Raw genomic sequence first — 24697 nt, 5'->3', positions numbered from 1 at the left:
TTTTGCCTTCCTCCTCTCTACCATTCTTTTAGACAATTCCAACTTTGTACCATTTTAACATATAATTCCTATTTTTCGTGAAAACAAATAAAGAATACGCTTACATAATTTCACGCATATAAATTTGATTTATTTATAAGTTTTTTCTGAATATTTTAAGAAAATTTTAATATTTTATTTAGTTCGTTTTTAACTCTTATCTTTAGACTAAAAAATAAGTTAAAAATAAATAACGCAGGAGGAAAACAATGACTTGTCTATCTGAAGTTTTAAAGTTTAATGAAAAATTTGTAACAAATAATCAATTTGAGGCTTTTCAAACATCCAAATTTCCTAACAAAAAAATAGTGATCTTAACTTGTATGGATACACGTTTGTTAGAATTACTTCCTAAAGCCATGGGGCTAAAAAATGGAGATGCAAAAATAGTGAAAAATGCCGGAGCTGTTATCTCCCATCCCTTTGGCAGCGTCATGAGAAGTATATTAGTTGCCGTCTACGCTTTGCAAGCTGATGAAGTATGTGTCATCGGTCATCATGAATGTGGAATGACGGGCATGAAAGCTGAAGCTATTTTAGCCTCTGCTGAACAAAGAGGGATTAGCATGGAACAGATTCGTAATCTAAAATATGCCGGTATTGATTTAGAATCATGGCTGACTGGGTTTGAGTGTGTAGAAGATAGTGTCGAAAACAGTGTGGATATGATTCGAAATCACCCTTTATTACCAAAAGACGTGCTTGTTTCTGGAATGGTTATTCATCCTTCAACAGGAAAGCTTGACGTTGTTGTAAACGGCTATTCCCAAGACCGAACTGAAACCGTAAGCTCATGAAGGAGGATTTTATCGAATGCTAAAAGATAACCGATTTCAAGGCTATTCAGCACGGCATTTACAAAAAGACATTATCGCCGGTTTGGTTGTTGGGGTCGTTGCTATTCCTTTAGCAATGGCCTTTGCCATCGCTTCTGGTGTAAGACCTGAATACGGGATTTATACAACCATTATCGCAGGGATTATGGTTTCAATATTAGGCGGATCGAAATTTCAAATTGCAGGTCCAACAGGTGCATTTGTTCCGGTGCTGCTTGGAGTTGTCATGCAATATGGTTATGAGAACCTCATTATTGCCGGCTTTATGGCTGGAATTATGATTACGCTTCTCGGAATATTTAAGCTAGGGAAATTTATAAAGTTTATTCCGCGCCCTGTGACGATTGGATTTACAGCAGGAATTGCGATTATTATTTTCTCAGGTCAGATCGCTAATTTTTTAGGATTAAAAGGAATTGCAAAACATGAGGAATTTCATTTAAATATGATTGAAATACTACGAAAAATTGCAACGATTAACATTTACAGCGTCATCATAGCCGCTATTTGTTTAGCTATCGTGATTACAACGCCAAAGTTTTTACCTAAAATTCCCGGTGCCCTTCTAGGTCTTCTTGTCTCCACGCTTGTAGCCATTACACTGTTCCCAGGAAAAGTTGCAACGATTGGCTCTACTTACGGTGCCATTCCGAGTAAACTACCATCTTTTAGCTTCCCAGATTTAACATGGGATAACATCGTGATGCTATTTCCAGCTGCCTGCGTAATTGCGATGCTTGGAGGTATTGAATCTTTACTATCGGCTGTTGTTGCTGATAATATGGCCAAAACCAAGCATAATAGCAATAAAGAGCTTGTGGGCCAAGGAATTGCTAATATCGCTACCTCGCTATTTGGAGGAATTCCAGCAACTGGTGCCATTGCCAGAACAGCTACCAATATCAAAAACGGAGCAGCTTCTCCATTATCAGGAGTCATACACGGCTTAGTTGTTTTATTGGTCCTTGTGATGCTTGCTCCTTATGCATCAAACATTCCGCTGGCAAGTATGGCACCTATTTTAATGTTTGTGGCTTGGAATATGAGTGAGCGTAAAGAATTTGCGCATATTTTAAAAACCAAGTCGGCTGATTCATTTGTACTTGTAGCTACGTTTTTATTAACAGTTTCAATCGATTTAACAACAGGTGTAGGCGTGGGTCTACTTTTAGCTATTGTCATGTTCGTGAAACGAATGAGCGGATCACTGAAGATTTCCAAGGTTTTAGCGGAAACATCTGAAAACGCTCACAAATCTGAATTGATGGAATATACCATGCAAGGATCTCTTTTCTTTGGATCGGCTGAAGTATTAGAAGATTCCTTTGATAACATCGCTGAAGCGAAACCAAAAGTTTTATTGCTTCGAATGAGCCAAGTATCCTTTATTGATACATCTGGAGAAGCTTTACTATCGAAGGTGGTCGAACGTTTGAAAGATTCGCATAGCCAAGTCGTTATTTCCGGCTTACAGCACCAGCCAAAAGAAATGTTAAAGTCAACCGGTCTATATGATAAAATCGGTGAAAAAAATATATTTTCTTCCGAACCTCCCGTGAGTAAGATTAAAGCTCGTCATAGAATCGTTACTACGTAATAAAAAAGAGATCGGAACGATTAATCGTTCCGATCTCTTTTTTTAAATATTAAACCGGTACCCTGCTCCCCAAACCGTTTCTAGGTACTGAGGATCTGCTGGGTTTTCTTCTAACTTTTCTCTTAGTTTTCGAATGTGAACTGTTACGGTTGAAATGTCTCCTGAAGAATCAAATCCCCAAATTTTTTCAAATAGATGTTCTTTACTTAATACTTGATTTGGATGAGAAACGATAAACTTCAGCAAATCGAATTCCTTCGCTGTAAAAAACACTTCTTTATCATTGACAAATACTCTTCTAGCGAGCGTGTCAATCGCTAAGCCATGAATAAGAATCATACGCTTTTCCTGCTTATCAGAGAGTCTTTCATATCTCGCTAAATGCGCTTTGACTCTTGCGACCAGCTCCCCAGGGCTGAATGGCTTGGTAATATAGTCATCTGCACCTAGCCCGAGCCCTCTAATTTTATCGATTTCTTCTTTTTTAGCTGAAACTAAAATGATTGGAATATCTTTTGCAGCTCGAATTTGCTTACACACTTCAAATCCGCTCACTTTAGGGAGCATAATATCCAAAATAACCAGATCAAAATGTTCATTTAACGCTTTTTCTAATCCCTTATCACCGCTATATTGAACCTCTATTTCAAAATCGTTAATTTCTAAATAATCTCTTTGCAATTCAGCAATACTTACTTCATCTTCAATTAACAATATCTTCTTCATGTGTATCACCATTTTCATTCATTTTTTGCAAAGAAAAGAAAATACTTGTTCCTTCGCCAAGCTTACTTAATGCCCAGATGTCTCCCCCGTGGCGTTCAACAATTTGTTTTGCAATGGCCAGTCCAAGTCCACTTCCTCCAGTATTGCTATTGCGGGACTGTTCTGCTCGATAAAACCGGTCAAAAATATGCGCTAATGCTTCCGATGAAATCCCTGCGCCATTGTCTTTCACTTCAATAATGAGTTCACTTTCGGTAGCAGAAAGAACGATATCGATTCTTCTTCTTTCTTTATCCATAAATTTAATGCTGTTGGTTGTTAAATTTATTAAAACTCTTCGCAGCTGCTCAGCATCTGCCTTTGCATACAGCGTCGTTAGAGAATCATTAGAAAATAAAACATCAATATCATGTTCGCTCATTTCAAACTGAAGCTCTTGCACATAACTTTCCATAAATGCAGAAATATTAAGTTTTTTAAACACAAATGGAATTTCGTGCAAATCCAATTTAGAAAATAAAAACAGCTCATCGATTAACGCATTCATGTCTTTTGCTTTCGTTGAAATCGTTAACAAATATTTAGAAAGCTTATCTGGCGTATTAGCTACTCCATCTTGAATTCCTTCTACATATCCTACAATGGAAGTAATAGGAGTTCGTAAATCGTGTGAAATACTTGAAAGCAGCTGCTTTCGGTTATCTTCATATTGAATTTGCAGTTCAACAGAAGATTTTAGTTTTTGCCTCATTTCTTCAAAAGCTTGCGTTAATTCGCCTATTTCATCCTTTGAATTAGCAGAGATCTCAAAGTGAAGATCACCTTGTTTTATTTTTTCAGCCGCTCCTTTTAATTCACGAATGGGTTTAATAATGCTTCTTGAAACAAGATAGTTTAAAAATCCAATAATCACAATTACTAAAATTAATAGTAGAAAGATTAAAAAAGGGAAAATTCGATTAATAATGCCTACATAAGGGCTGATTTTTCGCAAAACGTAAATGCTTCCTTTTTCTTGATTCGAGAAAGGAAAATCAAGGTTGATATATGTAAAGTACTGCTTGCCTATGCGCAGCATGTCCTGCTGATACGAATGATTTCCTTTACTTTTTTGATGCTTTGGCAAGTATTTACGGAGGTTTTCTCCTTTAATGGATTCTGAAGCATATACAACCTCTGTATTTTTTTGAATCACAATATCAATATTTTCAAATTCATATTTTTTAACCGTCTCCGGCCGCAGCAGCTGCTCCGGTTTTTCTTCACTCAATAACTTTAAATCTAAGAATGCATTTTCTTCTTCTGGCGTTAACAATTTATACTCATAGGAGTGACTGTACAGTTTTCTTACAAAATCGGCGTCTCCAGTAATGGAGAAGAAAATGAGAAAGCCCGATAAAAAAAGCAAAATAATAAAGACAAACACAATACTGATATACGTTAAAATAAAACGCAGCTGAATTGACATTACTTACCCTATGCCCCTTTGGCTTTAACAAAACTATTTGATAGACTAGTAAAGGTGAATAACAAATAGATCGTTAGACATTATACATATAGCAAAAATTAAAACAACAAAACAAATGTATATTCTCACTTTACCGTGATAGAGTGAGAATGAACACCACCTTTTTTACCATTTTATGAATTACTGGAAAATTATGATCTATTTTTCATAATATTCTTAGGCTGAAAGGTATACTATATGCCTTAATATTTTTAAAAAGGAGATTTTTTAATGAAAATTATTAAAGCTACTTCCTCTCACATCCCTTCTGTTGCCCGTCTGTACGTTGACAGCTGGCGCATTACATAAAAAGGATTAGTACCTGATGCTTATTTAAAAAGCTTATCTTATAAACAAAGTACAGAAAAATGGTCCCTTTTTCTTACCGAGCCTTCTCATTTTATTTTGCTCGCTATCGATGAACGAGGAAAGATTGTCGGCTTTTCAGCAGGTAAGCCTCATTTGTCCCGTGCTGAAATATACGCGCTATACGTTTGCAAGGAAGTGCAAAACCAAGGAATTGGTCACCTTCTATTTTCTCATTCAGTAAAAGAATTTGCTGATCAGCAATATACGTCTATGATTATTTGGGCTATGAAGAAAAATAAGAAAGCCGTTCAGTTTTATAAAAAATCAGGCGGCAAAAAAATCTTGAATCGCACAAGTCAGTTTGGAGAAACTAAAGTTGAAGACGAAGCATACGGTTGGGAACGTCTTCCTTCTATATAAATAAACGGGCACACTAGTGTGCTCGTTTATTTGATAGGAAATCCTGTCGAAGAATTTTCTGGAGCTTGAGTTCGTTTTAGAAAAAAAGATAAGACGTGGGCAATCACTCCAACGATAGTAGCAATAAAAAATGCTTGCTGCAATCCGGAAATCAGTCCATTCACTTTTGCTAAAGCTGTATTTGGTTCATTTACCCCTTTTACGTAACTCTCTTTTCCAGAAGACATAATACTGACAAATAGCGCAGTTCCAATTGCTCCGGACACTTGATGTAATGTATTCATTATTGCTGTGCCATGAGGATACAGCTGCTTAGGGAGCTGATTTAACCCGGTAGTCTGTGCAGGCATCGTCACCATAGAAGTACCAATCAACATCATCACGTGTAGCGCAACAACATAAGCTACACTCGTAGAAGCAGCGAGTTGACTAAAAAGTACAAGAGATAGGATAACGAGCACAAGACCTGGAGTGACTAATGCTTTAGGACCAAACTTATCAACAACTCAGACATTAGACAATTTCTATACAATCATACTCATAACCTTTTAGAATCGCTGCGCTGTTCTAGCTTATAATGACTATACAAAAAGCAGAACGATTATACGCTCTGCTTTTAAGTTCGAGAAGATAATATTATTGAGCCGTCGTCTTTTTGTCCGTTGAATGAACTTTATTACAAAGCTCATTCCAGTGCCAAAAACAATTCCCTTGACTCACTATAAAACAATCCAGCCATTTCTGAAAATTCATATGTAATACATGTGCATCTTGAAACGATGCGTTCCGCTTTTTTACTATTATATATGCAGAGTGCGCTGATTTTTTGGAGTCAATGATAATCTCTTCTTCTCCAACAGACCCAATTGTCATATAGAGACTCTGACTTTTATAAGCTGTTTCTCTTACATCTTCTAAGCTATAAAGATTCCCTGCTATTTTTTTGTCAGCATCAATGAACAAATTACACCCATTTGTTAGCTGCAAAAACTGCTTGTAGTCTTCAGGAAGTGATACATGCATTTCTTCTTCAAAAACATTCAGTTGATTCTTGCTTACTCCATCAAAAAAAGTACAAGTGGTTCTGTATACTTCTCCTTCATTTTTACACACTTCTATAACATTATTGTTTTCCCACAGCCGCTTTCGAAGTGAATTTATTATTTTTTCAATCATACTCTTCCTCCAAGCGTTGGATTTAAAACGGTTACATTACATTAATTAAACAATAATGTGCTAATTCCTTCTTTCCTACTAAATTATACGACAAACTTTAGAAATTCATGTTCAAATAACATAGAAAAAAGCAGCGAATATCGCTGCTTTACAGGTTATACAGGTGCTTTTTCTTCCTGTTCAGGATGGTGATCGTAATCAATAAGCGCTTTTGGAAGGCCCGTATATTTAGCCCAATAATAAATCCCAAGAGATACGACCGCTATGATAATTAAGTCTACAGGCGTATCGATCAAACCCTTTCCTCCGCCGAACGAACCAATATAAGAAATAAAGAGCATGATGATATAATAAGCAACTAACCACCAAGTTGATTTAATCTGCTGACGAAGACTTACTTCGTTTTTAGGCACATATTTAGCAAAAATCAAATATATAACAAACATAACCAATTGAGAAGTTAACAGCCATGAAATAGTCTTCCATCCTGACCAGTAGACAATAAAGGAAGCAAAAATAAAGGATAATGGACCAATTATACTCATTCCTCTTAATTTAAAAGGCTTTTCCAAATCTTTTGCGTTCACCATAAAGGCCGCTGATGAAATTGGTGCAATTGCGTAAGAAAGAATAAGCGCAACAGAGCATACGTTTACGAGTGCATTCCATGAAGGAAATGGCAGTGTCCAAAAAATCGAAAGTCCTAATGAAAGCCATAGAGATGATCGAGGAATCCCTGTTTTTTTATCCACATGAGCAAACGTTTTAAATAGCGTACCGTTACGAGACCAAGCATAGATAAGTCTAGATGTTGTATTCATAAAAATATTACCGTTACCACCTGGTGATAAAATGGCGTCTAAAATAACAAGTGTTGCTAGCCACCCAAGACCAAGAACAACAGCGATGTCTTTAAATGGCAGTGAGAATTTATCTTGAATGCCGGACCAACCGCCTTTAATTATGTCAGATGGAATAGCTCCGATAAATAATACTTGTAGAGCAGTATAAATGAGAGCTGCTAGAATGATACAAATCACAAGAGCAATTGGAATATTACGCTGAGGATTTTTCACCTCTCCAGCTACCGATACAATTGGATGAAGGCCTAAGTAGGCAAACATAACCCCGCCTGTGGCAATGGCGGCCTGGATACCATCAAACCCCCCGGGAGCAAACTCTCCCATCGTAAAGTTTCCTGACTTAAAATAAAATGCCAGCGTTACGATTACTGTAAGCGGCACAAAATATTTAAAAATAGAAATAATAATATTCGATTTCGCAAATGCTTTTACACTCCAGTAATTGAGTAAAAAGAATAAGCAAAGCAACACAAATTGTAGAATCCATCCAGATATCGTCGGTGAATCAGATCCAGATTTTGTTAAACCTGGAAACCAGTAGGCCACATACTGTCTCACAGCTGTTACTTCGATAGCGATTAGGCTAGTGTACGCTACAATAGTAATAAATGAAATCATATAGCCTACAAGATGACCGTGTGAATAAACAGGATATCGAATAATTCCTCCTGTACGAGGCAAGGCAGCCCCTAGCTCAGCGTATACAAGGCCTATTAATAAAATAATAACTCCACCAATAACCCAAGAAAAACTTCCTGCAGGACCGGCTTGCGTAGCGACATTGCTAACGGCAAACAGCCAAGCGGAGCCAAAAATAGCCCCTAATCCAATCAATGTTAAATCTAATAGGGATATCGTCTTTTTAAACGGACCTTTATTCTCCATAAGCTTCCTCCTTTGGATGAATCATCACTTTTGTTGTTTTTTTTGACAACATTCATATATATTCGATAATATGTGTCAAAATTTTTATTACTATACCCATTCAAAATTACTTTGAATCCCTTTTCTTGATTTCTACAGATTAATTAACAGAAAATTTTAAAAAATAACTCTTATATTCAAGACACACTAAAACTTTTTCTTCTCTTCTTTAATAGGTAGAATACTCAATAAATGAAAGGAGTTAGACAAATGACTTTACCAGAAAATTTGCCTGTTGATTTTACAGCTTACAACCACTTAACATTCCTTCCGCTCGGACGCAAAAATAAATCGATTCGGTCCGTAGGAAGTAAACATACTAAAGGGCTACTTGGACGTTTAAATGACTACTTTGAGCGAGCAATGAATGAGTTATCTCAAGAAGATATAGTCCTTTTTCAAACGTTCTTATATGGAAGTCATAGGGGCGGTTTTCCCGTCGCAATTGATAAAAATGAAGACGTTTATCCTCACTTTTGGAAACCAACTTCATTTCTATGGAAAGAATATAATAAGAATCGCGGCATTCCTATTCATCATGATGAGTTTTATTCTCAAGATTTTACGGTTTTAACTAAAAATGAGTTGGAAAACTACCTCGGAAGTATTATGAAAGATTACATGTTTTGCGCTAGGATACATGATTCTTCCAAAGAAGAATGGATTCAACATATTAATAAGTGTTTCTTCAAACATCCGCTCATTTCCCTTTATCATCGAAATGCAGATGTGATTGAAGCAATTGAACAATCAAAAAAATCACCTTTGCTTTTTATTATGAAAAACCCTGAGCAAATTGCTTTTTGGCGCAATCGGATTGAAATCATTATGAGACCTTTTCGATCTCTTCCTTACACCGCCTTTGAGAGAGGATTTTCAAATACGGAAGATACGGTATTAACTGTTCACGGAGAAAACGAGATCATTCGCTTAACTTCAGAAAACAGAGGTCTCGCCGTAACATATGATGTTGCAAATGATGCTATTTCACTCGATGATGAGTATAATGTAGTGCTAGCAGCGAAACGCTTAGCTACAACTCAGCGGCAGTTCGAAGAGATTATAGATGAAAATGAAGAAGTGATTCAAAAACTATTGGTCTTTTTTAAATGGAAAAGTCTTTTAAAGCATCATGAAGTGCACATCAAAGAAATCCAAGACAAATTGTGCAGCCTAACCACTTATCAACTTAATCAAAGACAAGTTTTACAGGAAAACGATCCCTTTCTTTCCTTCATTCAAAAGGTATTACAAGTAAAAACACCGAATGCAAAGCTCGAAGTTGGTTCCATTCAATGGTTTTCACAATGGAATTTTCCAGATGTCACCCTGCTGCAGGAAACAAACAAATTTACATGTTGTATGAATCCAAACGAAATAGAAAAGAAACTGACAGAAATAAGCGCTAAGATAGAAAATGAACTTCATAAGCAGCGTCAGGATCTGCTTTCGACTCCGCTAAAAATCGGTCAAATAACTTTTGATTCAAACCAAATGCTACGGTTACTAACACTTATAGATACCTTAAAGAACACGGAAACTCAGCAGAGTTACGTACAAATTTTAGAAGGTGTTTCTACTAACAGCATTCGTCAAAAAGAGCTCGATAAAATACCCGCATTTGGATTGTTAAGTTCCGTAAAGCGCAAGCGCATCGTTACATATTTACAAGAATTACAAAACTATCAGCTGCTAAAAAAAGAGAAAAAAGGATTCAGCCTCACTCCAAAAGGCGAAACCATCCGACGTCTATTTGAAGAAGAATCACGGAGAATATGAGATTATATCTCGCGTGATTCTTCTTTTTTGATTTTGAAGACTACTTTCTCTATTAAATGCTTATCATAATTAGAAGTCTCCATTCATATAATCATTACTAGATTAGCAAAGTCCTTCATACCTATTAGCCTGATGCTGACATAGAGAGGAGATTTCGCCATTGAAATCTAGTAATCGCGCCAATTTTGTAGTGTTAACATATAAGATGGTTCTTGTTATTTTATCCATTGTTTTAATGACATCATCTATCATTGTTCTAGTGAGCTACTCAGCATTTAAAGAACAGTTCAATTCTTCTATTGTCTATCAAACGTTATCGAGGCATAAAGCAGAAAGCCTTTATTATTTGATGAGCCAGGAAAATCATCATTTTTCAACGGCTTTTGATAAAAATTACTCGCCTCCAGGTCTTTCTTCTACACTGCTAGAGTTATCAACAAGTATTCGAGCAGAAGACGCCAGAAGCTTGTTTGGTTCAGAACTTCCTGGATTCAGTATTTATGACTCCAATATTATCATCGCCGGTGAAGGCACAAATTTCACAAACTTCCCTAGAGAATCTGCACCGCCGTTAGATGAAACGCTAAAAGAAAGAAATTCTACTACAAAAGTTCAGCAACCTAAAGAAAACAATGGTACGAATGCTCCAAATAATAATACAACTGGCGGAAAAAAGGTATTTTATATTTATCATACGCACAGCTGGGAATCTTACTTGCCTCTGTTAGGACTTGAAGGTGATCCAGATGCTAATAAAGCTGTAGATAGCAAAACCAATATTAATATAGTCGCAAATATGCTAGGAAAAGATTTAGAGGCTCAGGGAATTGGAACAGAAGTAGATCAAACCAATATTGGACAGAAATTAAAAGAAAAAGGTTGGAACACCAACCAATCGTATGCCATGTCTCGTACAGTAATTGAAACGGCGATGACTGAGAATAGAGATTTAACTTACTTTATCGATTTGCATCGAGATTCGCTTCGAAAAGATAATACAACTATTAAGATTAACAATAAATCGTATGCAAAAGTTGTGTTTGTTTTAGGGAAAGCAAATCAAAACTTTGAACAAAACTTAAAGATGGCAAAAGCGCTTCATGAAGGTCTTGAAAAGAAATATCCTGGGTTAAGCCGCGGAGTTATTGGCAAAAACAAATCCAGCGGTAACGGTGTATATAATCAAGATGTTTCTAAAAATGCGATTTTAATTGAAGTGGGCGGAGTTGATAATAACTTTGACGAATTAACCAACACAGCAAAAGCACTGTCTGATGTCATTAGCCAATTTTACTGGCAAGCTGAAAAAGTAGATGCCCCTGCTCAATAAAAAAAGCCCTCTTCACTGAGGGCTTTTTAAAATTCAATTCCTTTTACAGCAGGAATTCCTTCATCATAATAATGTTTATGAGGCTTCATTTCCGTCACAAGATCTGCTGCATCCATCACTTCTTTTTTGGCAGAACGCCCGGTAATGACCAAATGCATATGCTCAGGGCGCTTTTGAATAAGGTCAATTACTTCGTGTAGCGGTAGCACATCATCAATAGGAAATTTCTCGATAGCCAGTGCATTATTTAACTCGTCCAAAATAACTACATCATATTCGTTCGAGAAGACTTTTTCCTTCGTTAGCGCCCAAGCTTTTTGCAAAGCTTCGCGATGTTCAGGCGGTGTTTTTGTCCACGTAAAGCCCACTCCTGTTTGAATCATTTCAATTCCTATTCTGTCAAACATCAGCTTTTCGCCATATGTACGCTGAGGAGATTTAATAAATTGAATCATTAATACTTTTTGTCCGCGTCCCGTAGCGCGCAACGCAAGACCTAAAGCAGCGGTTGTTTTTCCTTTACCGTCTCCGGTATAAATTAACGTAAGACCCCGTTTGTCTTTCAATCTAAAAACCTCTTTTTCTTCGAATTTCAGTTTACAGCCATGTTGTTTTTTCTGTAAACGGTGTTCTAGCAGGCTCTTTCATTTTTGTAAGAGACTCTTCATTTGGATAGCCTAGAAATACGTTTCCTACTACGACTTTACCTGAAGGCTTGCCGATAAACTCATACAGCCTCTCGTCTCGAACAAGACCAACGCCTCTTGTTCTCCAAACGAATCCAAGACCTAGTTCTTTAGCTGCTAGCCACATGGAATGAATCGCGCATGAAACCGCATATTTGTTGTCTTCAGTGGCTTCTTCGTCTCCTTCAACTATGTCAGCTGTTACGACGATATGTACAGGCGTATTTTTTACTGCTTTTAACGAACTTTCTACTAAATGAGGCTTTGTAGGAAAGCGCTCCTTTAAATAAACTTCAGCCAGTTCTTCATACTTCTTTTTTGCTTCTCCTTGAATCACATAAAAGCTCCAAGGCTCTCTCATTCGGTCATTTGGAGCCCACGTCGCTGCTTCAAGCAGCTGTTCGATTTTCTCTTGCTCCACTTCACGTGCTTCATGATCTCGTACCGCTCTTCGTTCTTTTAGCTGTGAGATAATCGTCATATTGTCTCCTCCTTTTAACATTAAAGCAGAATATTTTCCGCTCTTTCTTCGAACCATTTTATTTTTTCTCTAATTGTCACTACTTCACCTACAAGCACGATGGCAGGATGAACAATTTCTGCTTTTTTTGCTATTTCTTCGATTGTGGCAAGCGTTCCCGTTACGGTGCGCTGATACTTCGTCGTTCCCCATTGGACAAGCGCTACTGGCGTATGTTTATCTCGTCCATGGTCCATCAACTGCTTGCATATATGAGGTAAATTTCCAACACCCATATAAAACGCAATTGTATCTATTCCTTGAGCAAGCGCTGACCAGTTTAAATAATCTTTTCCTTTTTCTTCTCTTCCATGACCCGTTACAATCGCAAAAGAAGTGGCATGATCTCTATGGGTAACCGGAATTCCTGCATAAGCTGGAGCTGCAATTCCTGAGGTGATACCAGGAACGACTTCGTAAGGAATTCCTTGAGTAGCAAGTACTTCAGCTTCCTCTGCTCCGCGGCCAAACACAAAAGGATCGCCTCCTTTTAAGCGCGTCACTACTTTTCCTTGAAGTGCTTTTTCAACAAGCAGTTCGTGGATACGATCTTGGATGACTCCGTGCTTGCCCGGTAATTTCCCGCAAAAAATAAGCTCCGCATCTTTTTTAGCATAGTTTAACAACTGTTCGTTGGCTAAGCGGTCATATAAAATAACATCTGCTTCTTGAATACACTCCATTCCATATACGGTTATTAGCTTCGGATCTCCTGGTCCGGCTCCTACTAAATATACTTTTCCAACTGTCACACGGCATCTCTTCTTTCTTTTTTTACCGCTTTACACTGTTCCACCCAGTTTTCTACCATCTCCGTAGAAGAGCCGAAATGAAAGTGCGTATAGCCGGCAATTAAATTATTGTTCATATAGCCTTCTTCTTTCATTCCTCGCATCCCTTTTGTATCATAGGCAGGCGAAAACTCTTTCTCTGAATGAAAGGTTGAATAATGAAATTCATGGCCTTTAGCTCGTATATCGCCTTTAAATAAAAAATTCCCCGGCTTTCCCGTCACTTCTCGGTATCCTAAAGCAGCTAATTTTGTCTGCATTCTTACTTGTCCGGGAATAAGCCCCACCATTTCATGGCATGTATCATCTGTTGTGACAATAGCATCTGTTAAGAACATAAAGCCTCCGCACTCAGCAAGCGTAGGAATTCCTTTTTGGATGGCTGCTCGAACAGAATTTTTAACGTCGATTTGCTGAGCCAGCGTTTCAGCAAATTCTTCTGGAAATCCGCCTCCTATATAAAGACCGTCAGCATCTTGCGGAACCGTTTCTCCTTTTAAAGGCGAAAATTCTACAAGCTCTGCTCCGTAAGCTTTTAACAATTCGAAATTTTCTTCATAATAAAAGTTAAAAGCCGCATCTCTCGCTACAGCAATTTTCACTTGAGGTACGGACGGCTTTGTAAAGATAGGATCATTAATTTCTATTTTAGGAGCTAAAGCCAGTTCATATACTTTTTCGATATCAATTGTATCATGAACAAGCTTTCCTAACTGTTCAAAAAACGGTGTTAACTCTCCTCGTTCAATCGACGGAATGAGCCCGAGGTGACGTTCAGGAATCGTAAGATCATCGTTTCTTTTCAAGTAGCCTACTACAGGGATATGACATTCCTGCTCAATCGCTGCCTTAACAAGTTTATAATGTCCTTCACTTCCAACCCGGTTAGCAATCACCCCGACGATGTTCGCTTCGGGTAAAAATTGCTGAAACCCTTTTACAATCGCCGCTGCACTTCTAGCCATACTAGCACAGTTGACAACTAAAAGGACAGGGCTATTGGTGATTAAGCTGATTTCTGCTGTTGTTCCTTCATTCGTTAACGGATTTTTCCCATCGAAAAATCCCATAACTCCTTCCATGATGGAAATATCAGCATCTTCACTAGTACGAGCGACAATTTCTCTAACCATATCGTGTTCAAGCATCCAGCTGTCTATATTTCGAGACGTTCGTTCTGTAACAGCCGTATGATACGTTGGATCAATATAATCGGGTCCGCATTTAAACCCTTGAACTCTGTAACCGGCTTGTCTTAATGCTGCCATCAGCCCGATTGTAAGGGTTGTTTTCCCTACGCCACTTCCGGTACCGGCAATGACGAGTCTTCTGTTTGACATGTTGTTCTCTCCTTTAGTCATATGGAATAAGTGCCACTGAAATGGTTACATTCCCTGACTTTTTCTTCACAAGTTCAAGCTTATCAGCACCGCTGTATAACATAGCAGCAGGTTCACTAACGCCATATGCACCTGTATATTTAAAGACAGTATCTGAAGGCTGTTGGATACTTATGCTGTTTAGCTCTTGGGGCGAATAATAGACAAACTCCCAGCCGTACTTAGACGCCACTTCTAACAGCCCTTCTTCATCTTTCTTTAACTCTATTGTACATAATGCTTTTACACTTTTCATTGAAAACTGAAGTTCAGCAAGCGTTTTTTCAATAACAGTTTCAATTTCAGCTGTACTTGTCCCTCGATTGCATCCCATCCCAATCGCTAATACTTTTGGCCGGTAAAGAACACCGTTTTCTAAGATTGCTTCTTCCTCTTTTTTTAAATTGCGATGCGTTACGACCAAAGCAGCATGTGGCGATGCTTCAAGAGCTGTCTGAATCGATGAATATGTTTTAATGTTAGCTGGAACAGGGTGCTCATAATGCCACCAGTTCTTTTCACCTGATTCTTGAACCACTGCTATTTCTTCTTCATTCACCACAGAAGCGCTGACAGGCGTTAGTTTTTCTGCTGATTCCCACACCCATCCAAAGCGCTTACCAAATAAATCAACCGGAATTGTTTTTTGCACATCGGATGCTGTTGTAATAACAGGATGAGCTTCAAGAGCTGCCGCAACTTCACGCGTAAGCTCATTTGCTCCTCCAATATGACCTGAAAGCACGCTGATGACATTTTCGCCTTTATCATCAATGACAACAACCGCAGGATCCGTTTTCTTATCTTTTAAAATAGGTGCAATCATACGTACAACTGCTCCCAGTGAGATAATAATAATAAGTCCTTTATATGATTCAAAAAGAGAAGGCAAAAGCATCCGAACGCTTCCTGAAAACAGCTGAATGTTCTGCTCTTGTTCGTCTCCTTTTTCAAACTTGCTCATGTAATACACATCAGACTGCTGAAAAGTGCGGCCTAGATTTCTTGCAATTTCTACGCCGTGCTTCGTGATGGCCACGACAGCATAATCCCCGCGCTGTGTAATGAGGGCTTTTCTTCCTTCTTGGAGTTGAATCATTCCGACTTCACTCCTCTTCGAAAGCCATGGGTAAATGTTTTATCATAAAGTTTTGAACGATAATCTTTGTCATGAATGTGTGGATCAAGTGCCCAGCCTGCCAAAATCATCGCCTGCTTGCGAATGCCGTTTGTTCGCATAGCGTCATCGAGGTCTTTTACCGTTGTGCGAACAATTTTTTCATCTGGCCACGTTGCTTTATAGACTACTACAATCGGCGTATCCTCACTCCAACCGGCGTTTATAAATTCTTTCATTACTTTTTTTGTGAGCGTCGCGCTTAAAAATAACGCAATCGTACATTTATGTTTTGCTAAATCGGTTAATTTTTCAAACTCAGGCACAGGCGTTCTTCCTTCAGCACGAGTTAAAATAACCGTTTGAGTCAAATCTGGAATGGTTAATTCTGCCTCAGCCGCTGCTGCAGCAGCGAATACGGAGCTGACGCCCGGAACGATTTCAATATCAACGCCTTCTCTTTTTAAAAGTACCATTTGTTCCATAATGGCTCCGTACATAGCAGGATCTCCGGTATGAACTCTTACAACCATTTTTCCTTCACGCATGCGATCAAGCATCGTACCGACCATTTCTTCTAAATGCATACCCGCTGTTTTTAACACTTCAGCTCCTGGTTTAGACTTAGCAACTAGCTCTTGACTTACCAGTGAGTCAGCGTACAAGACAACATCTGCTTGCTGAAGTAATTTTAAGCCTTTTACGGTAATTAAATCTGGATCTCCGGGTCCAGCTCCGATTATGTATAACTTCATTTTCTCACCACCATTAGCGTTAAGTATTGTAAATCGGCTCCTTCTAGTTCTGAAGCTTTCCAGATAATTTCTTCATCTGACGTTACTTTTGTCACCACTGACGCTTTTTCAAGCAGATCAAGCTCTTTTAAAAGACCAACCATAAAATCGATGACTTTGGCCACTTTAATAAAAATGACGCAGTCGTTTTCCATTAATACTTTTTTCATTGTTTCATAATCTTCACGAGCAGGAACAATTGCTACGTGTTCATCACCGTCTGCTAACGGAATACCTAAACGAGATGCAGCTCCATTAATGGATGAAATACCAGGAATTACTTGAATCGGAGCTTCAGGGTGACGTTCTTGCATCAGGCGCATCATGTGAATAAACGTACTGTAAAGCATAGGGTCGCCCTCTGTGACAAATGCTACATCTTTTCCTTCCTCGAGCTTTTCCCATACTCGTTCTACCGTTTCGGTCCATTTTCTTTCCAAAATAGCAGGATCTTTTGTCATTGGAAACACAAGGCCAAGCATATCTTTTTCATTTGCACTGAAATAGACATCAATAATTTTTTGGGCATAGCTTTTGCTTCCTTTTTGCTTTTTAGGATACGCAATAACAGGTGATTCTTTTAATTTACGAAATGCTTTTACTGTAATAAGTTCTGGATCTCCCGGTCCAACTCCAAGTCCGTACAATGTTCCAATCATATTCATTCTCCTCTTCTGGCTGTAATAATATAAATGGGGTTTAAAGCGTCAAATCGCGTTAAATGTAAAATGGGCTTGCTTCTCGAAATTTGTGCAAGGGTAACAGCAGTCTCAAAGCCTCGTTCTTTAAAAGCTTTCATCGCTTCTGCTAAATTTTCAATCGTTACGGCATTTAATACGATGCGCCCTCCTGAATTTAATCGACTGCAGCAAACATCTAAAATTGTTTCCATGCCTCCTGCTGTACCTCCAATAAACACCGCATCAGGATCAGCAAACTCATTGAGTCCTTCCGGTGCTTTTCCGTGCACAGTGTGGGCGTCTACTCGAAATTTCGATAGATTTTCCCTGCAGTTTTCTAAGTCTGCTTCATTTTTTTCCACGGCAAAAATTTGTCCTTCACGCGCAATTTTAGCCGCTTCAATTGCGACTGAACCCGTACATGTTCCGATATCCCATACGACGCTGTCTCTCTTTAGCTGCAGGGCGCTAATACTAAGTGTACGAACTTCTTTTTTGGTAATAAGTCCTTTGTCCGGCTTGCGTTGAATAAATTCATCGTCCTCTATTCCAAGAGGCCAGACTGGGCTCTTTTCTACCTGCTTTAATATCACGACATTAAGCGGAGAAAAGAGTTGATTCGCCGCCTCTTCCAGCGAAAGCAGCTGACAGCGCTCCGTTTCTCCACCTAGGTTCTCTGCCACAAACATCTTGTATTCTGTCATGCCGAATGATAATAAGTAGTTTGCCAGAGCACTAGGAGAATTTTGCTCATCGGTTAAAATCGCCACTTTTTTATAGCCGTCAATTCGCTGAGCCAGTCCCTTCATGCTTCTGCCGTGCACGCTTGTAAAATAAGCGTCTTGCCATCGCTCTTTTAGACGTGAGAATGCAAGCTGAATAGAACTTAAATAAGGATATATTTCAACGTCTAGCTTCGTAGAAAGATAGCTCCCAATTCCGTAAAATAACGGGTCGCCTGAGGCTAACACAACCGCATTTCCTTCTTCGTTTTTTAAACGTTCAACAAGAGGAGAAAGACCCCCTTCAATCGCTACTTTTTCTCCTTCGAAATCTTGAAAAAAATCCAGTTGACGCTTTCCTCCAATTAGCACATCACTTTCATACACCCACTGTTCATACATAGGAAGCAAACTTAACTTCCCATCGTCACCAATTCCAATAATTTTAATTGCCATGTTGCACCGCCTGTCCTAAAAAATCTCCTTTTAATGTGTAAAGAGACGTATCGACATCGATTCCGTCCCCTACTTCCTTTAATGCTGATAAACAGCAGTACTCGCACAGTTTTTCAAAAAACTGATGATGACCGCTTTGCGTCATTAAATCTCCCACTTGAGAAGCTGTGTTTGCACCTTTTATTTCTTCTACCAGTTCAGCAGAAGCGCCTGACTCAGAAGCCGCTTTTGCTAAAAAATTAAAATCAATGGGTGCACTTTTTGAATGAACCATCATAACGCCTTGCGCGACTTTTGAAAACTTTCCCATCATGCCTACGAGCGACACTTTTTTCATTCCTTGCTTTTTACATTGTTTTAAAGTAAATCCAACAAAATCTCCCATTTCGATAAATGCTTCTTCCGGAAGTTCAGGGAACTGTTTCATTCCATACTTTTCGCTTCGGCCCCCTGTCGTAATGACAACGTGCTCACAATTACTCGCTTTAGCAACGCTGATGGCCTGCACGATACTTGCTTTATAAGCAGCTGTTGAGAACGGAACGACAATCCCCCGCGTCCCCAGTATCGAAATGCCTCCTAAAATACCTAGACGCGCATTTAATGTCTTTTTCGCCATTTCTTCTCCTTCAGGAACCGAGATGACAATCTTAACGCCTTTTTGTATATTGTATTCAGCTAGAAGCTGCTCAGCCGTTTCTTTCAGCATCTTTCTTGGAACAGGGTTAATGGCTGCCTCACCGACAGGAACTGGGAGGCCGGGCTTTGTCACACGCCCTACTCCCACTCCTCCATCAATGATAATGTCTGCACCATTACACCACGAAACTTCAGAAATAATCAGCGCTCCGTGCGTGGCATCGGGATCGTCTCCAGCATCTTTAATGATGCTAGCTACAGCGCTGCTTGTGCGGTACTCGCATTCTTCAAGATGAAATGTAGCAAAGCGGCCGACAGGTAAGTAAATCGTTGACTCATCTTGCACTTCTCCTGAAATTAGCGTAAGCAGAGCTGCTCTCGTAGCTGCCGTTGCACAAGCGCCCGTCGTATAGCCTTCTCTGAGTTTCTTAGGTTCTTTTGGTACTTCCTTCATGCGTTACACCTGATCTGCAAGAATTGAAATTGCATTTAATGCAGCAACCGTTACCGTACTGCCGCCTTTTCGCCCGATGTTTGTAATAAACGGCACGTCAAGTTTTGCAAGTTCTTCTTTAGATTCAGCTGCTGAAACAAATCCTACCGGCAGACCAATAACAAGCCCAGGCTTCGCTTCTCCTTCTTTAATCAAACGAATTAATTCAAGTAAAGCTGTGGGTGCGTTCCCAATTGCAAAAATTCCTCCGTCTGCTTCTTTGATGGCTTTTCGCATAGAAATAATTGCACGCGTTGTATTTAAGCGCTTTGCTTCTTCCATTACGTCCGGATCTGAAATATAAACTTTGATTTCACCGCCGTGTTTTTCAATTCGCTGCTTGTTTGTTCCTACTTGCACCATTTGTACATCTGCAACCACTTGCTTGCCGCTGCGAATGGCTTTAATTCCTGCTTGAATCGCATCCGGATGAAACAGCATGCTGCGTCCAAGCTCAAAGTCTGCAGACGCATGAATTACGCGCTGAACAATTGGGTACTGTTCGTCTGTAAACGGATGAGGCCCAAGCTCTTCTGTAATCATTTCAAAACTTTTCCCTTCAATTTGCTGAGGCTGAACAGTTAACGGTTTAAATTCTGTACGAAAATCCATCTCAATCAACTCCTAGTTTGGTTTACTAAAGCATGAACCACTTCTTCAAACGTGGAATACACGGTCCCATACTCAATTTTCGGTCGCCCAATCATAATAATATCTAAGCCTAACTCTTTAGCTGCTTCCACTTTTTCATCCACAGATCCAACTTTTCCGCTTTCTTTTGTGACCATGACTGTCACTCCGTATTGCTTATACAGCGCTCGATCAAACTCTTTTGTAAACGGCCCTTGAATAGCAATGATATTTTTTTGCGGAAATCCTAATTGCTGGCACTTTTCCATATTATCCAGCCTTGGAAGCATACGAGCAACAAGCCGTACATCTGAAAGAGGAAGCAGCTTTTCTGTAAAAACCTGCAGCGTCTTGCTGCCTGTTGTCAGCATAATAACTCCTTTTTTCTCAGCTGCTACTTCTGCTGCTTCTTCATACGTAGAAACCATCGTCATATTGTCATAGGTAAAAGCCTGCGAAGCCCGCTCATAGCGTATGTAAGGAATCGATGTTTCAGCAGCCGCACCGATAGCATTTTTAGATGCTTCTTCCGCAAAAGGATGACTTGCATCCACAATAGCTTTTACACGATGTTCGTTTACAAAATCCGTCATATCTTCTTTTGTGAGACGTCCAATTTTCACTTTCACTTCTGCACGCTGTAATTCGATAGCTGCGTTTTCGGTTACAACCGTTGCCGTAACCTCATGACCTGCTTTTTTCACTTGCACGGCTAATGCACGTGCATCGCTAGTTCCGGCTAACAATAAAATCATTTTAGCTCGCCGACCTTATCTTCACGGTGTTGATGGTCGTGATGGTGATCGTGGTGATGGTGTCCGTGATCATGGTCATGATCGTGATGATGGTGGTGATCAATATGCTCCATAATGCCGAGGCGATATTGACACGTATCGCAGTTCATTTTCACTTCACCTTCTAATCCTTCTTCAGCACGTTCTTTTAAAATTGTCTGCAGTTTTGGGTGAAAACCGAAATAGCCGGCTAGCTTAAACTCAATGTTTTCATGCTGCATTTTATACTGCTTCACCATTTCTTCTAATCGCTTAATTAATACTCCTGTAAATAAGAAATACGGGAGAATAACCACTTTTTTAGCGCCCAATTTCAAACATCGCTCCACGCCTTCATCAATCAGTGGTGCGGTCACGCCCATAAAAGAAGTTTCGACGATTTTATAATTTGTTTTTTCCCAAAGAAGGCGCGTAATTTTATATAAATCACTGTTTGCATCAGGATCACTTCCTCCTCGCCCTAAGACAATAACAGCCGTGTCTTCAGCTGGAGTTTCTAAATTCTCTCCTGATTCTTGTAATCTCGTTTTTAAAATTTCAAGGGCTTCTTCATGAACGCCAATAGGACGTCCGTATACGAAGTTTACGTGTGGATATTTTTCCTTTGCTTCATCTATAGCCGCTGGAATATGTATTTTAGAGTGTCCAGCAGGCAAAAGCATAATTGGAATTACAACTACATCTTGTGCTCCTTTTGCCACACATGTATCAATGCCTTGACTTACATTTGGGCGTTCAAATTCTAGAAAACACGTTTCTACTAAAATAGATGCGTCCCAATCATGCTTCATAGTCGAAATAAATTCCCGAATTTGATCGTTCCCTTCAGGATCTCTGCTTCCATGACCGACAAATAAAACTGATTTCATATAATGTCCTCCTATTTTTTAATCTCCACACGGAGCTGGTTCTACTTTTATTTTTGGTGTTATATCTTGATAGTCGAATCCATAAACGTTCTTCACACGCTTAAAGAATTTATGAAATCGCTCATTAGGATGACCTTTTTCTTTATATTCATGGATAATGTTCTCCACTATTTCAACAATTTCATCGGGTGCTATGCCTTCCGCCACAATTTGACCTGAATGCGCATTGCGTCCAACCGTTTTAGCTCCTAAAAATAAATCAAACGCACCTTTTCTATAGACAATGCCGATATCTTCTTGAACAGCGCCGTAACAAGCCATACCGCATCCATTGATACCAAGCTTCAGCTCTTTTGGCATGTCCATTCCCCCGAGGCGCTTTTGTAATTCTTCCGTATGTGGAATAGCATCGCTTTTTTCTCCATCGCAAAAATCACACGCTTTGATTGTGAACACGTCTCCGACCGGAGATAATAAAAAGGAAGCTGCTTGGAGCTTTTCAATGATTATATCCGGCTGGGCCGTTGGAATTTGCAGTTTAATTTGATGGTCAGGTGTATACTCCATCGTACCTTTTTCACCAACAACTTCCGCTAGTGTTGTCATTTGAACAGGCGTGAATTTCTTATTTGCAAGTCCTGGACTAACTGCTACTTCAAAGATAGACTCGATTGGCTGGTGTACGACCGCAGAAGTGGATTCACCTAAAATTGCTTGAAGCGCTTCTTCTGCAAGAGCTCGTGAAGTTGCTTTTTCTTCTCTTGTGTTCTGAACTGCTTCAATAGCTGAAGCTGTTTGCTTTACAGTCTCTTCTTGATCGAGAGCCCATGGTTCTGCTTCTTTTCGAAGTCGCTGATGCGGTCTTAGCGGCTGCTCCGTTTGGTTGAGGGTATATTTCCGCTGATATCCTCGCGGTGTAATCATTAAATCGTCGTAAAAGAATGTAGATGAATTTCCGACAACAACGGTAGTCAGCATGCCTATTTCATGGTTTAACATGTCTTTTAAGTTGGTCATTACGACTTCTTCACGGTCACGATAAGCGCTTTTAACAAGACCAACAGGCGTATCAGGGGAACGGTACTTTAATAGAATCCTTTGCGCTTCAACAATTTGTCTTGTTCGTCTTCCGCTTTTTGGGTTGTAAAAAGCCACTACGAAATCTGCTTGTGCAGCTGCTTCAATTCTTTTTTCGATTAGCTCCCAAGGCGTAAGGTGGTCACTTAAACTAATCGTACAAGCATCGTGCATCACGGGCGCTCCAAGGAGAGATGCGCATGAATTAATAGCCGAAATGCCAGGAATTACTTCCATCTCTACGCCCGTTTCTTTTTTCCAGCCTTTTTCAATCAACACTTCATACACAAGGCCTGCCATTCCGTATACTCCTGCATCTCCGCTTGAAATGACAGCTACGGTTTTGCCCGCTTCAGCTTGCTTTACAGCTTCTTGTGCACGGCTTACTTCTTCGGTCATTCCCGTACTAATAATTTGCTGATTCGTTAACAGTCCTTGAATTAGTTCCACATAGGTTTTATAACCGATGATCATATCACTTTCTTGAATGGCTTCTCTTGCTCGCTGTGTAATATGTTCAAAGCTTCCTGGCCCAAATCCAATAACTAACAGTTTACCTTTCATGCTAGCTCCTCCTTTATGCGTTACTTTTTACTTTGTCAATTCCTTCTATGGAGTCACTATTTTCCGGAGAAACGAAACCATTTTGATCACATTCATAAATAAGCGATTCCTTTATACTGCAGCCTCCTGCTAAATGCTCTTTGACAATCCGGTGAGCCACGGTTTCAGTGACCTGCTTGTACCAATCTCCTGAAGGATAGACGATAGCTACAGGAGCATCTTTGCATCGTCCGTTACAGCGCGTACGCGTTGTATGAACCGTTTCATCCAAATCCAGTTCCGTCACTTTATTTCGAATAGCTTGCGTGGCTTCTTCTCCACCTTTTCTCATACAGCTGCTTCCATTACAAATCAATACGTGATGTTTTGTTCCATTTAAGTTCCACGTCGTCACACTCATTCGCTCCTTTACTAAAAGAAGCGCCTCTATCAATGATAGAGGCGCAGAAAATTCAAACTAAGTTTTTGCACTTCCACCTATATCCCGTAGGGTAAGCTTCGCATTAGAAAAAGGCTGGCTTCCTGACTTCGATTCATCACTTGATTGCGCCTTCCCGAATACAGTGGCATATGCAATCAGCTCGTCTTCACAGTGGCGGGTACCGCGCTGGCTTCACACCAGACTTCCCATTTAACGCAATGTGAACATTGCGCACCTTTTTTGCACGATATGTAGTTTTACGCTACGAGAAAAACCCGCTTCGCTAATATGCGAGCGGGTAAAACGTCAGAGTAAGAGTGTACACGAATGCCACTTTAAGCCAACGTCTCCCTTCCCGCTCCCCGGAGAAATAGAAACTTCACAATAAAGACAGGTCTCCTGACTTGTGTATCATTCTACTTGAGAACCTTCCCGTGATTTTTTCACAGTGGTTATACTCGTTCGTCCACACTTACAGTTGCGGGGACAGTACTGGCATTTCACCAGTTTCCCTATTAAGCCTTCTTGGCATCTTTACTGTTGCTGTTTGATATATATG

23 protein-coding genes, 1 pseudogene and 2 riboswitches are annotated in these 24697 nt (G+C 39.5%); of the genes and pseudogenes, 5 read left to right on the top strand and 19 right to left on the bottom strand.

All coding sequences use genetic code 11. From position 1 onward, the window contains the following. The first annotated feature begins 248 nt into the window (after positions 1-248). Together AC4NPH_RS01890 and AC4NPH_RS01885 are read left to right on the top strand one after the other, a co-directional pair. Entirely contained in the window at positions 249-836 is a 588-nt protein-coding gene (locus AC4NPH_RS01890; protein WP_029322103.1) for a beta-class carbonic anhydrase, read from the top strand. 16 nt (positions 837-852) lie between these two features. After that, positions 853-2472, top strand: coding sequence for a SulP family inorganic anion transporter (locus AC4NPH_RS01885; protein WP_029322105.1), 1620 nt, complete (start codon positions 853-855; stop codon positions 2470-2472). A 42-nt stretch (positions 2473-2514) separates the two neighbouring features. On the opposite strand, the gene AC4NPH_RS01880 is transcribed toward AC4NPH_RS01885, so the two are convergent. Further along, positions 2515-3198 (bottom strand): response regulator transcription factor, encoded by a 684-nt coding sequence (locus AC4NPH_RS01880; protein WP_252298517.1) that lies wholly within the window; start codon positions 3196-3198, stop codon positions 2515-2517. Beyond that, positions 3176-4666: a sensor histidine kinase gene (locus AC4NPH_RS01875; RefSeq protein WP_055992799.1), complete on the bottom strand. Its 1491-nt coding sequence runs from the start codon at positions 4664-4666 to the stop codon at positions 3176-3178. The genes AC4NPH_RS01880 and AC4NPH_RS01875 overlap by 23 nt, the downstream gene beginning before the upstream one ends. A 414-nt stretch (positions 4667-5080) precedes the next feature. Here AC4NPH_RS01875 and AC4NPH_RS01870 point away from each other — a divergent pair. After that, positions 5081-5434 (top strand): annotated as a pseudogene (locus tag AC4NPH_RS01870) (GNAT family N-acetyltransferase); the annotation flags it as partial. Between the two features lie 26 nt (positions 5435-5460). On the opposite strand, the gene AC4NPH_RS01865 reads toward AC4NPH_RS01870, so the two are convergent. The 3 genes from AC4NPH_RS01865 to AC4NPH_RS01855 form a co-directional block, all read right to left on the bottom strand. Further along, a complete protein-coding gene (locus AC4NPH_RS01865) occupies positions 5461-5895 on the bottom strand; it encodes an MFS transporter (RefSeq protein ID WP_231101737.1) in 435 nt (144 codons plus the stop codon). Between the two features lie 175 nt (positions 5896-6070). Continuing rightward, on the bottom strand, positions 6071-6610 hold the full coding sequence (locus tag AC4NPH_RS01860; protein WP_013057300.1) for an SMI1/KNR4 family protein: 540 nt from the start codon (positions 6608-6610) through the stop codon (positions 6071-6073). Positions 6611-6765: 155 nt separating this feature from the next. Beyond that, positions 6766-8358 (bottom strand): APC family permease, encoded by a 1593-nt coding sequence (locus AC4NPH_RS01855; protein ID WP_429582229.1) that lies wholly within the window; start codon positions 8356-8358, stop codon positions 6766-6768. Between the two features lie 249 nt (positions 8359-8607). On the opposite strand from AC4NPH_RS01855, the gene AC4NPH_RS01850 reads away from it, so the two are divergent. Further along, a complete protein-coding gene (locus tag AC4NPH_RS01850; protein ID WP_098590221.1) occupies positions 8608-10176 on the top strand; it encodes an RQC-minor-2 family DNA-binding protein in 1569 nt (522 codons plus the stop codon). A 160-nt stretch (positions 10177-10336) separates the two neighbouring features. Further along, entirely contained in the window at positions 10337-11506 is a 1170-nt protein-coding gene (spoIIP, locus tag AC4NPH_RS01845) for a stage II sporulation protein P (protein WP_029322119.1), read from the top strand. Positions 11507-11532: 26 nt separating this feature from the next. Here the strand turns inward: spoIIP and cobO are convergent, their stop codons facing one another. Genes cobO through AC4NPH_RS01775 form a run of 14 tightly spaced genes read right to left on the bottom strand, consistent with a single transcriptional unit; the run spans position 11533 to position 24111 of the window. Further along, a complete protein-coding gene (gene cobO / locus AC4NPH_RS01840; protein ID WP_013057304.1) occupies positions 11533-12072 on the bottom strand; it encodes a cob(I)yrinic acid a,c-diamide adenosyltransferase in 540 nt (179 codons plus the stop codon). A 31-nt stretch (positions 12073-12103) separates the two neighbouring features. Next, positions 12104-12673: a nitroreductase family protein gene (locus AC4NPH_RS01835; protein WP_063671744.1), complete on the bottom strand. Its 570-nt coding sequence runs from the start codon at positions 12671-12673 to the stop codon at positions 12104-12106. A gap of 20 nt (positions 12674-12693) precedes the next feature. Further along, entirely contained in the window at positions 12694-13464 is a 771-nt protein-coding gene (gene cobA / locus AC4NPH_RS01830; protein WP_491938545.1) for a uroporphyrinogen-III C-methyltransferase, read from the bottom strand. Further along, the gene (locus AC4NPH_RS01825) at positions 13461-14843 is read right to left on the bottom strand and encodes a cobyrinic acid a,c-diamide synthase CobB (RefSeq protein ID WP_013057307.1); all 1383 of its coding nucleotides are present in this window, start codon (positions 14841-14843) and stop codon (positions 13461-13463) included. Before AC4NPH_RS01825 ends, cobA begins: the two co-directional genes overlap by 4 nt. A gap of 13 nt (positions 14844-14856) precedes the next feature. Continuing rightward, positions 14857-15981 carry a cobalt-precorrin 5A hydrolase gene (locus AC4NPH_RS01820; RefSeq protein ID WP_013057308.1) on the bottom strand — a complete coding sequence of 375 codons (1125 nt, stop codon included), beginning with the start codon at positions 15979-15981 and terminating at the stop codon, positions 14857-14859. Next, the gene (gene cobM / locus AC4NPH_RS01815; protein WP_013057309.1) at positions 15978-16754 is read right to left on the bottom strand and encodes a precorrin-4 C(11)-methyltransferase; all 777 of its coding nucleotides are present in this window, start codon (positions 16752-16754) and stop codon (positions 15978-15980) included. Before cobM ends, AC4NPH_RS01820 begins: the two co-directional genes overlap by 4 nt. After that, positions 16751-17452, bottom strand: a complete 702-nt coding sequence (gene cobI, locus AC4NPH_RS01810; RefSeq protein WP_029322123.1) for a precorrin-2 C(20)-methyltransferase — start codon at positions 17450-17452, stop codon at positions 16751-16753. The genes cobM and cobI overlap by 4 nt, the downstream gene beginning before the upstream one ends. A gap of 2 nt (positions 17453-17454) precedes the next feature. After that, positions 17455-18651, bottom strand: a complete 1197-nt coding sequence (locus AC4NPH_RS01805) for a bifunctional cobalt-precorrin-7 (C(5))-methyltransferase/cobalt-precorrin-6B (C(15))-methyltransferase (protein WP_063671746.1) — start codon at positions 18649-18651, stop codon at positions 17455-17457. Then, positions 18641-19744 (bottom strand): cobalt-precorrin-5B (C(1))-methyltransferase, encoded by a 1104-nt coding sequence (locus AC4NPH_RS01800; protein ID WP_028413119.1) that lies wholly within the window; start codon positions 19742-19744, stop codon positions 18641-18643. The genes AC4NPH_RS01805 and AC4NPH_RS01800 overlap by 11 nt, the downstream gene beginning before the upstream one ends. Positions 19745-19747: 3 nt before the next feature. Then, complete coding sequence (locus AC4NPH_RS01795) at positions 19748-20395, bottom strand: precorrin-8X methylmutase (protein ID WP_013083415.1); 648 nt, start codon at positions 20393-20395, stop codon at positions 19748-19750. 5 nt (positions 20396-20400) lie between these two features. Beyond that, positions 20401-21168 carry a precorrin-6A reductase gene (gene cobK, locus AC4NPH_RS01790; RefSeq protein WP_491938544.1) on the bottom strand — a complete coding sequence of 256 codons (768 nt, stop codon included), beginning with the start codon at positions 21166-21168 and terminating at the stop codon, positions 20401-20403. Further along, on the bottom strand, positions 21165-22076 hold the full coding sequence (locus tag AC4NPH_RS01785) for a sirohydrochlorin chelatase (RefSeq protein ID WP_057273286.1): 912 nt from the start codon (positions 22074-22076) through the stop codon (positions 21165-21167). The genes cobK and AC4NPH_RS01785 overlap by 4 nt, the downstream gene beginning before the upstream one ends. Before the next feature lie 18 nt (positions 22077-22094). Continuing rightward, positions 22095-23717, bottom strand: coding sequence for a precorrin-3B C(17)-methyltransferase (gene cobJ, locus AC4NPH_RS01780; protein WP_057273287.1), 1623 nt, complete (start codon positions 23715-23717; stop codon positions 22095-22097). Between the two features lie 13 nt (positions 23718-23730). Next, a complete protein-coding gene (locus AC4NPH_RS01775) occupies positions 23731-24111 on the bottom strand; it encodes a (2Fe-2S) ferredoxin domain-containing protein (protein ID WP_013057317.1) in 381 nt (126 codons plus the stop codon). A 101-nt stretch (positions 24112-24212) separates the two neighbouring features. Beyond that, positions 24213-24392: riboswitch (cobalamin riboswitch) on the bottom strand. 118 nt (positions 24393-24510) lie between these two features. Further along, positions 24511-24689, bottom strand: a riboswitch (cobalamin riboswitch). Positions 24690-24697: the final 8 nt, after the last annotated feature.

The organism is Priestia sp. MDV22-iso46, assembly GCF_058629175.1.
The sequence above is the reverse complement of the archived record's forward strand: the minus strand, read 5'-3'. Positions and strand labels throughout refer to the sequence as shown.

What these genes read in the sequence shown, in the direction of transcription:
- AC4NPH_RS01890 (WP_029322103.1), top strand. Translation starts at nt 249, where the DNA reads ATGACTTGTCTATCTGAAGTTTTAAAGTTTAATGAAAAATTTGTAACA.
- AC4NPH_RS01885 (WP_029322105.1), top strand. Translation starts at nt 853, where the DNA reads ATGCTAAAAGATAACCGATTTCAAGGCTATTCAGCACGGCATTTACAA.
- AC4NPH_RS01880 (WP_252298517.1), bottom strand. Translation starts at nt 3,198, where the DNA reads ATGAAGAAGATATTGTTAATTGAAGATGAAGTAAGTATTGCTGAATTG.
- AC4NPH_RS01875 (WP_055992799.1), bottom strand. Translation starts at nt 4,666, where the DNA reads ATGTCAATTCAGCTGCGTTTTATTTTAACGTATATCAGTATTGTGTTT.
- AC4NPH_RS01860 (WP_013057300.1), bottom strand. Translation starts at nt 6,610, where the DNA reads ATGATTGAAAAAATAATAAATTCACTTCGAAAGCGGCTGTGGGAAAAC.
- AC4NPH_RS01855 (WP_429582229.1), bottom strand. Translation starts at nt 8,358, where the DNA reads ATGGAGAATAAAGGTCCGTTTAAAAAGACGATATCCCTATTAGATTTA.
- AC4NPH_RS01850 (WP_098590221.1), top strand. Translation starts at nt 8,608, where the DNA reads ATGACTTTACCAGAAAATTTGCCTGTTGATTTTACAGCTTACAACCAC.
- AC4NPH_RS01835 (WP_063671744.1), bottom strand. Translation starts at nt 12,673, where the DNA reads ATGACGATTATCTCACAGCTAAAAGAACGAAGAGCGGTACGAGATCAT.
- AC4NPH_RS01825 (WP_013057307.1), bottom strand. Translation starts at nt 14,843, where the DNA reads ATGTCAAACAGAAGACTCGTCATTGCCGGTACCGGAAGTGGCGTAGGG.
- AC4NPH_RS01820 (WP_013057308.1), bottom strand. Translation starts at nt 15,981, where the DNA reads ATGATTCAACTCCAAGAAGGAAGAAAAGCCCTCATTACACAGCGCGGG.
- cobM (WP_013057309.1), bottom strand. Translation starts at nt 16,754, where the DNA reads ATGAAGTTATACATAATCGGAGCTGGACCCGGAGATCCAGATTTAATT.
- cobI (WP_029322123.1), bottom strand. Translation starts at nt 17,452, where the DNA reads ATGATTGGAACATTGTACGGACTTGGAGTTGGACCGGGAGATCCAGAA.
- AC4NPH_RS01805 (WP_063671746.1), bottom strand. Translation starts at nt 18,651, where the DNA reads ATGGCAATTAAAATTATTGGAATTGGTGACGATGGGAAGTTAAGTTTG.
- AC4NPH_RS01800 (WP_028413119.1), bottom strand. Translation starts at nt 19,744, where the DNA reads ATGAAGGAAGTACCAAAAGAACCTAAGAAACTCAGAGAAGGCTATACG.
- AC4NPH_RS01795 (WP_013083415.1), bottom strand. Translation starts at nt 20,395, where the DNA reads ATGGATTTTCGTACAGAATTTAAACCGTTAACTGTTCAGCCTCAGCAA.
- cobK (WP_491938544.1), bottom strand. Translation starts at nt 21,168, where the DNA reads ATGATTTTATTGTTAGCCGGAACTAGCGATGCACGTGCATTAGCCGTG.
- AC4NPH_RS01785 (WP_057273286.1), bottom strand. Translation starts at nt 22,076, where the DNA reads ATGAAATCAGTTTTATTTGTCGGTCATGGAAGCAGAGATCCTGAAGGG.
- cobJ (WP_057273287.1), bottom strand. Translation starts at nt 23,717, where the DNA reads ATGAAAGGTAAACTGTTAGTTATTGGATTTGGGCCAGGAAGCTTTGAA.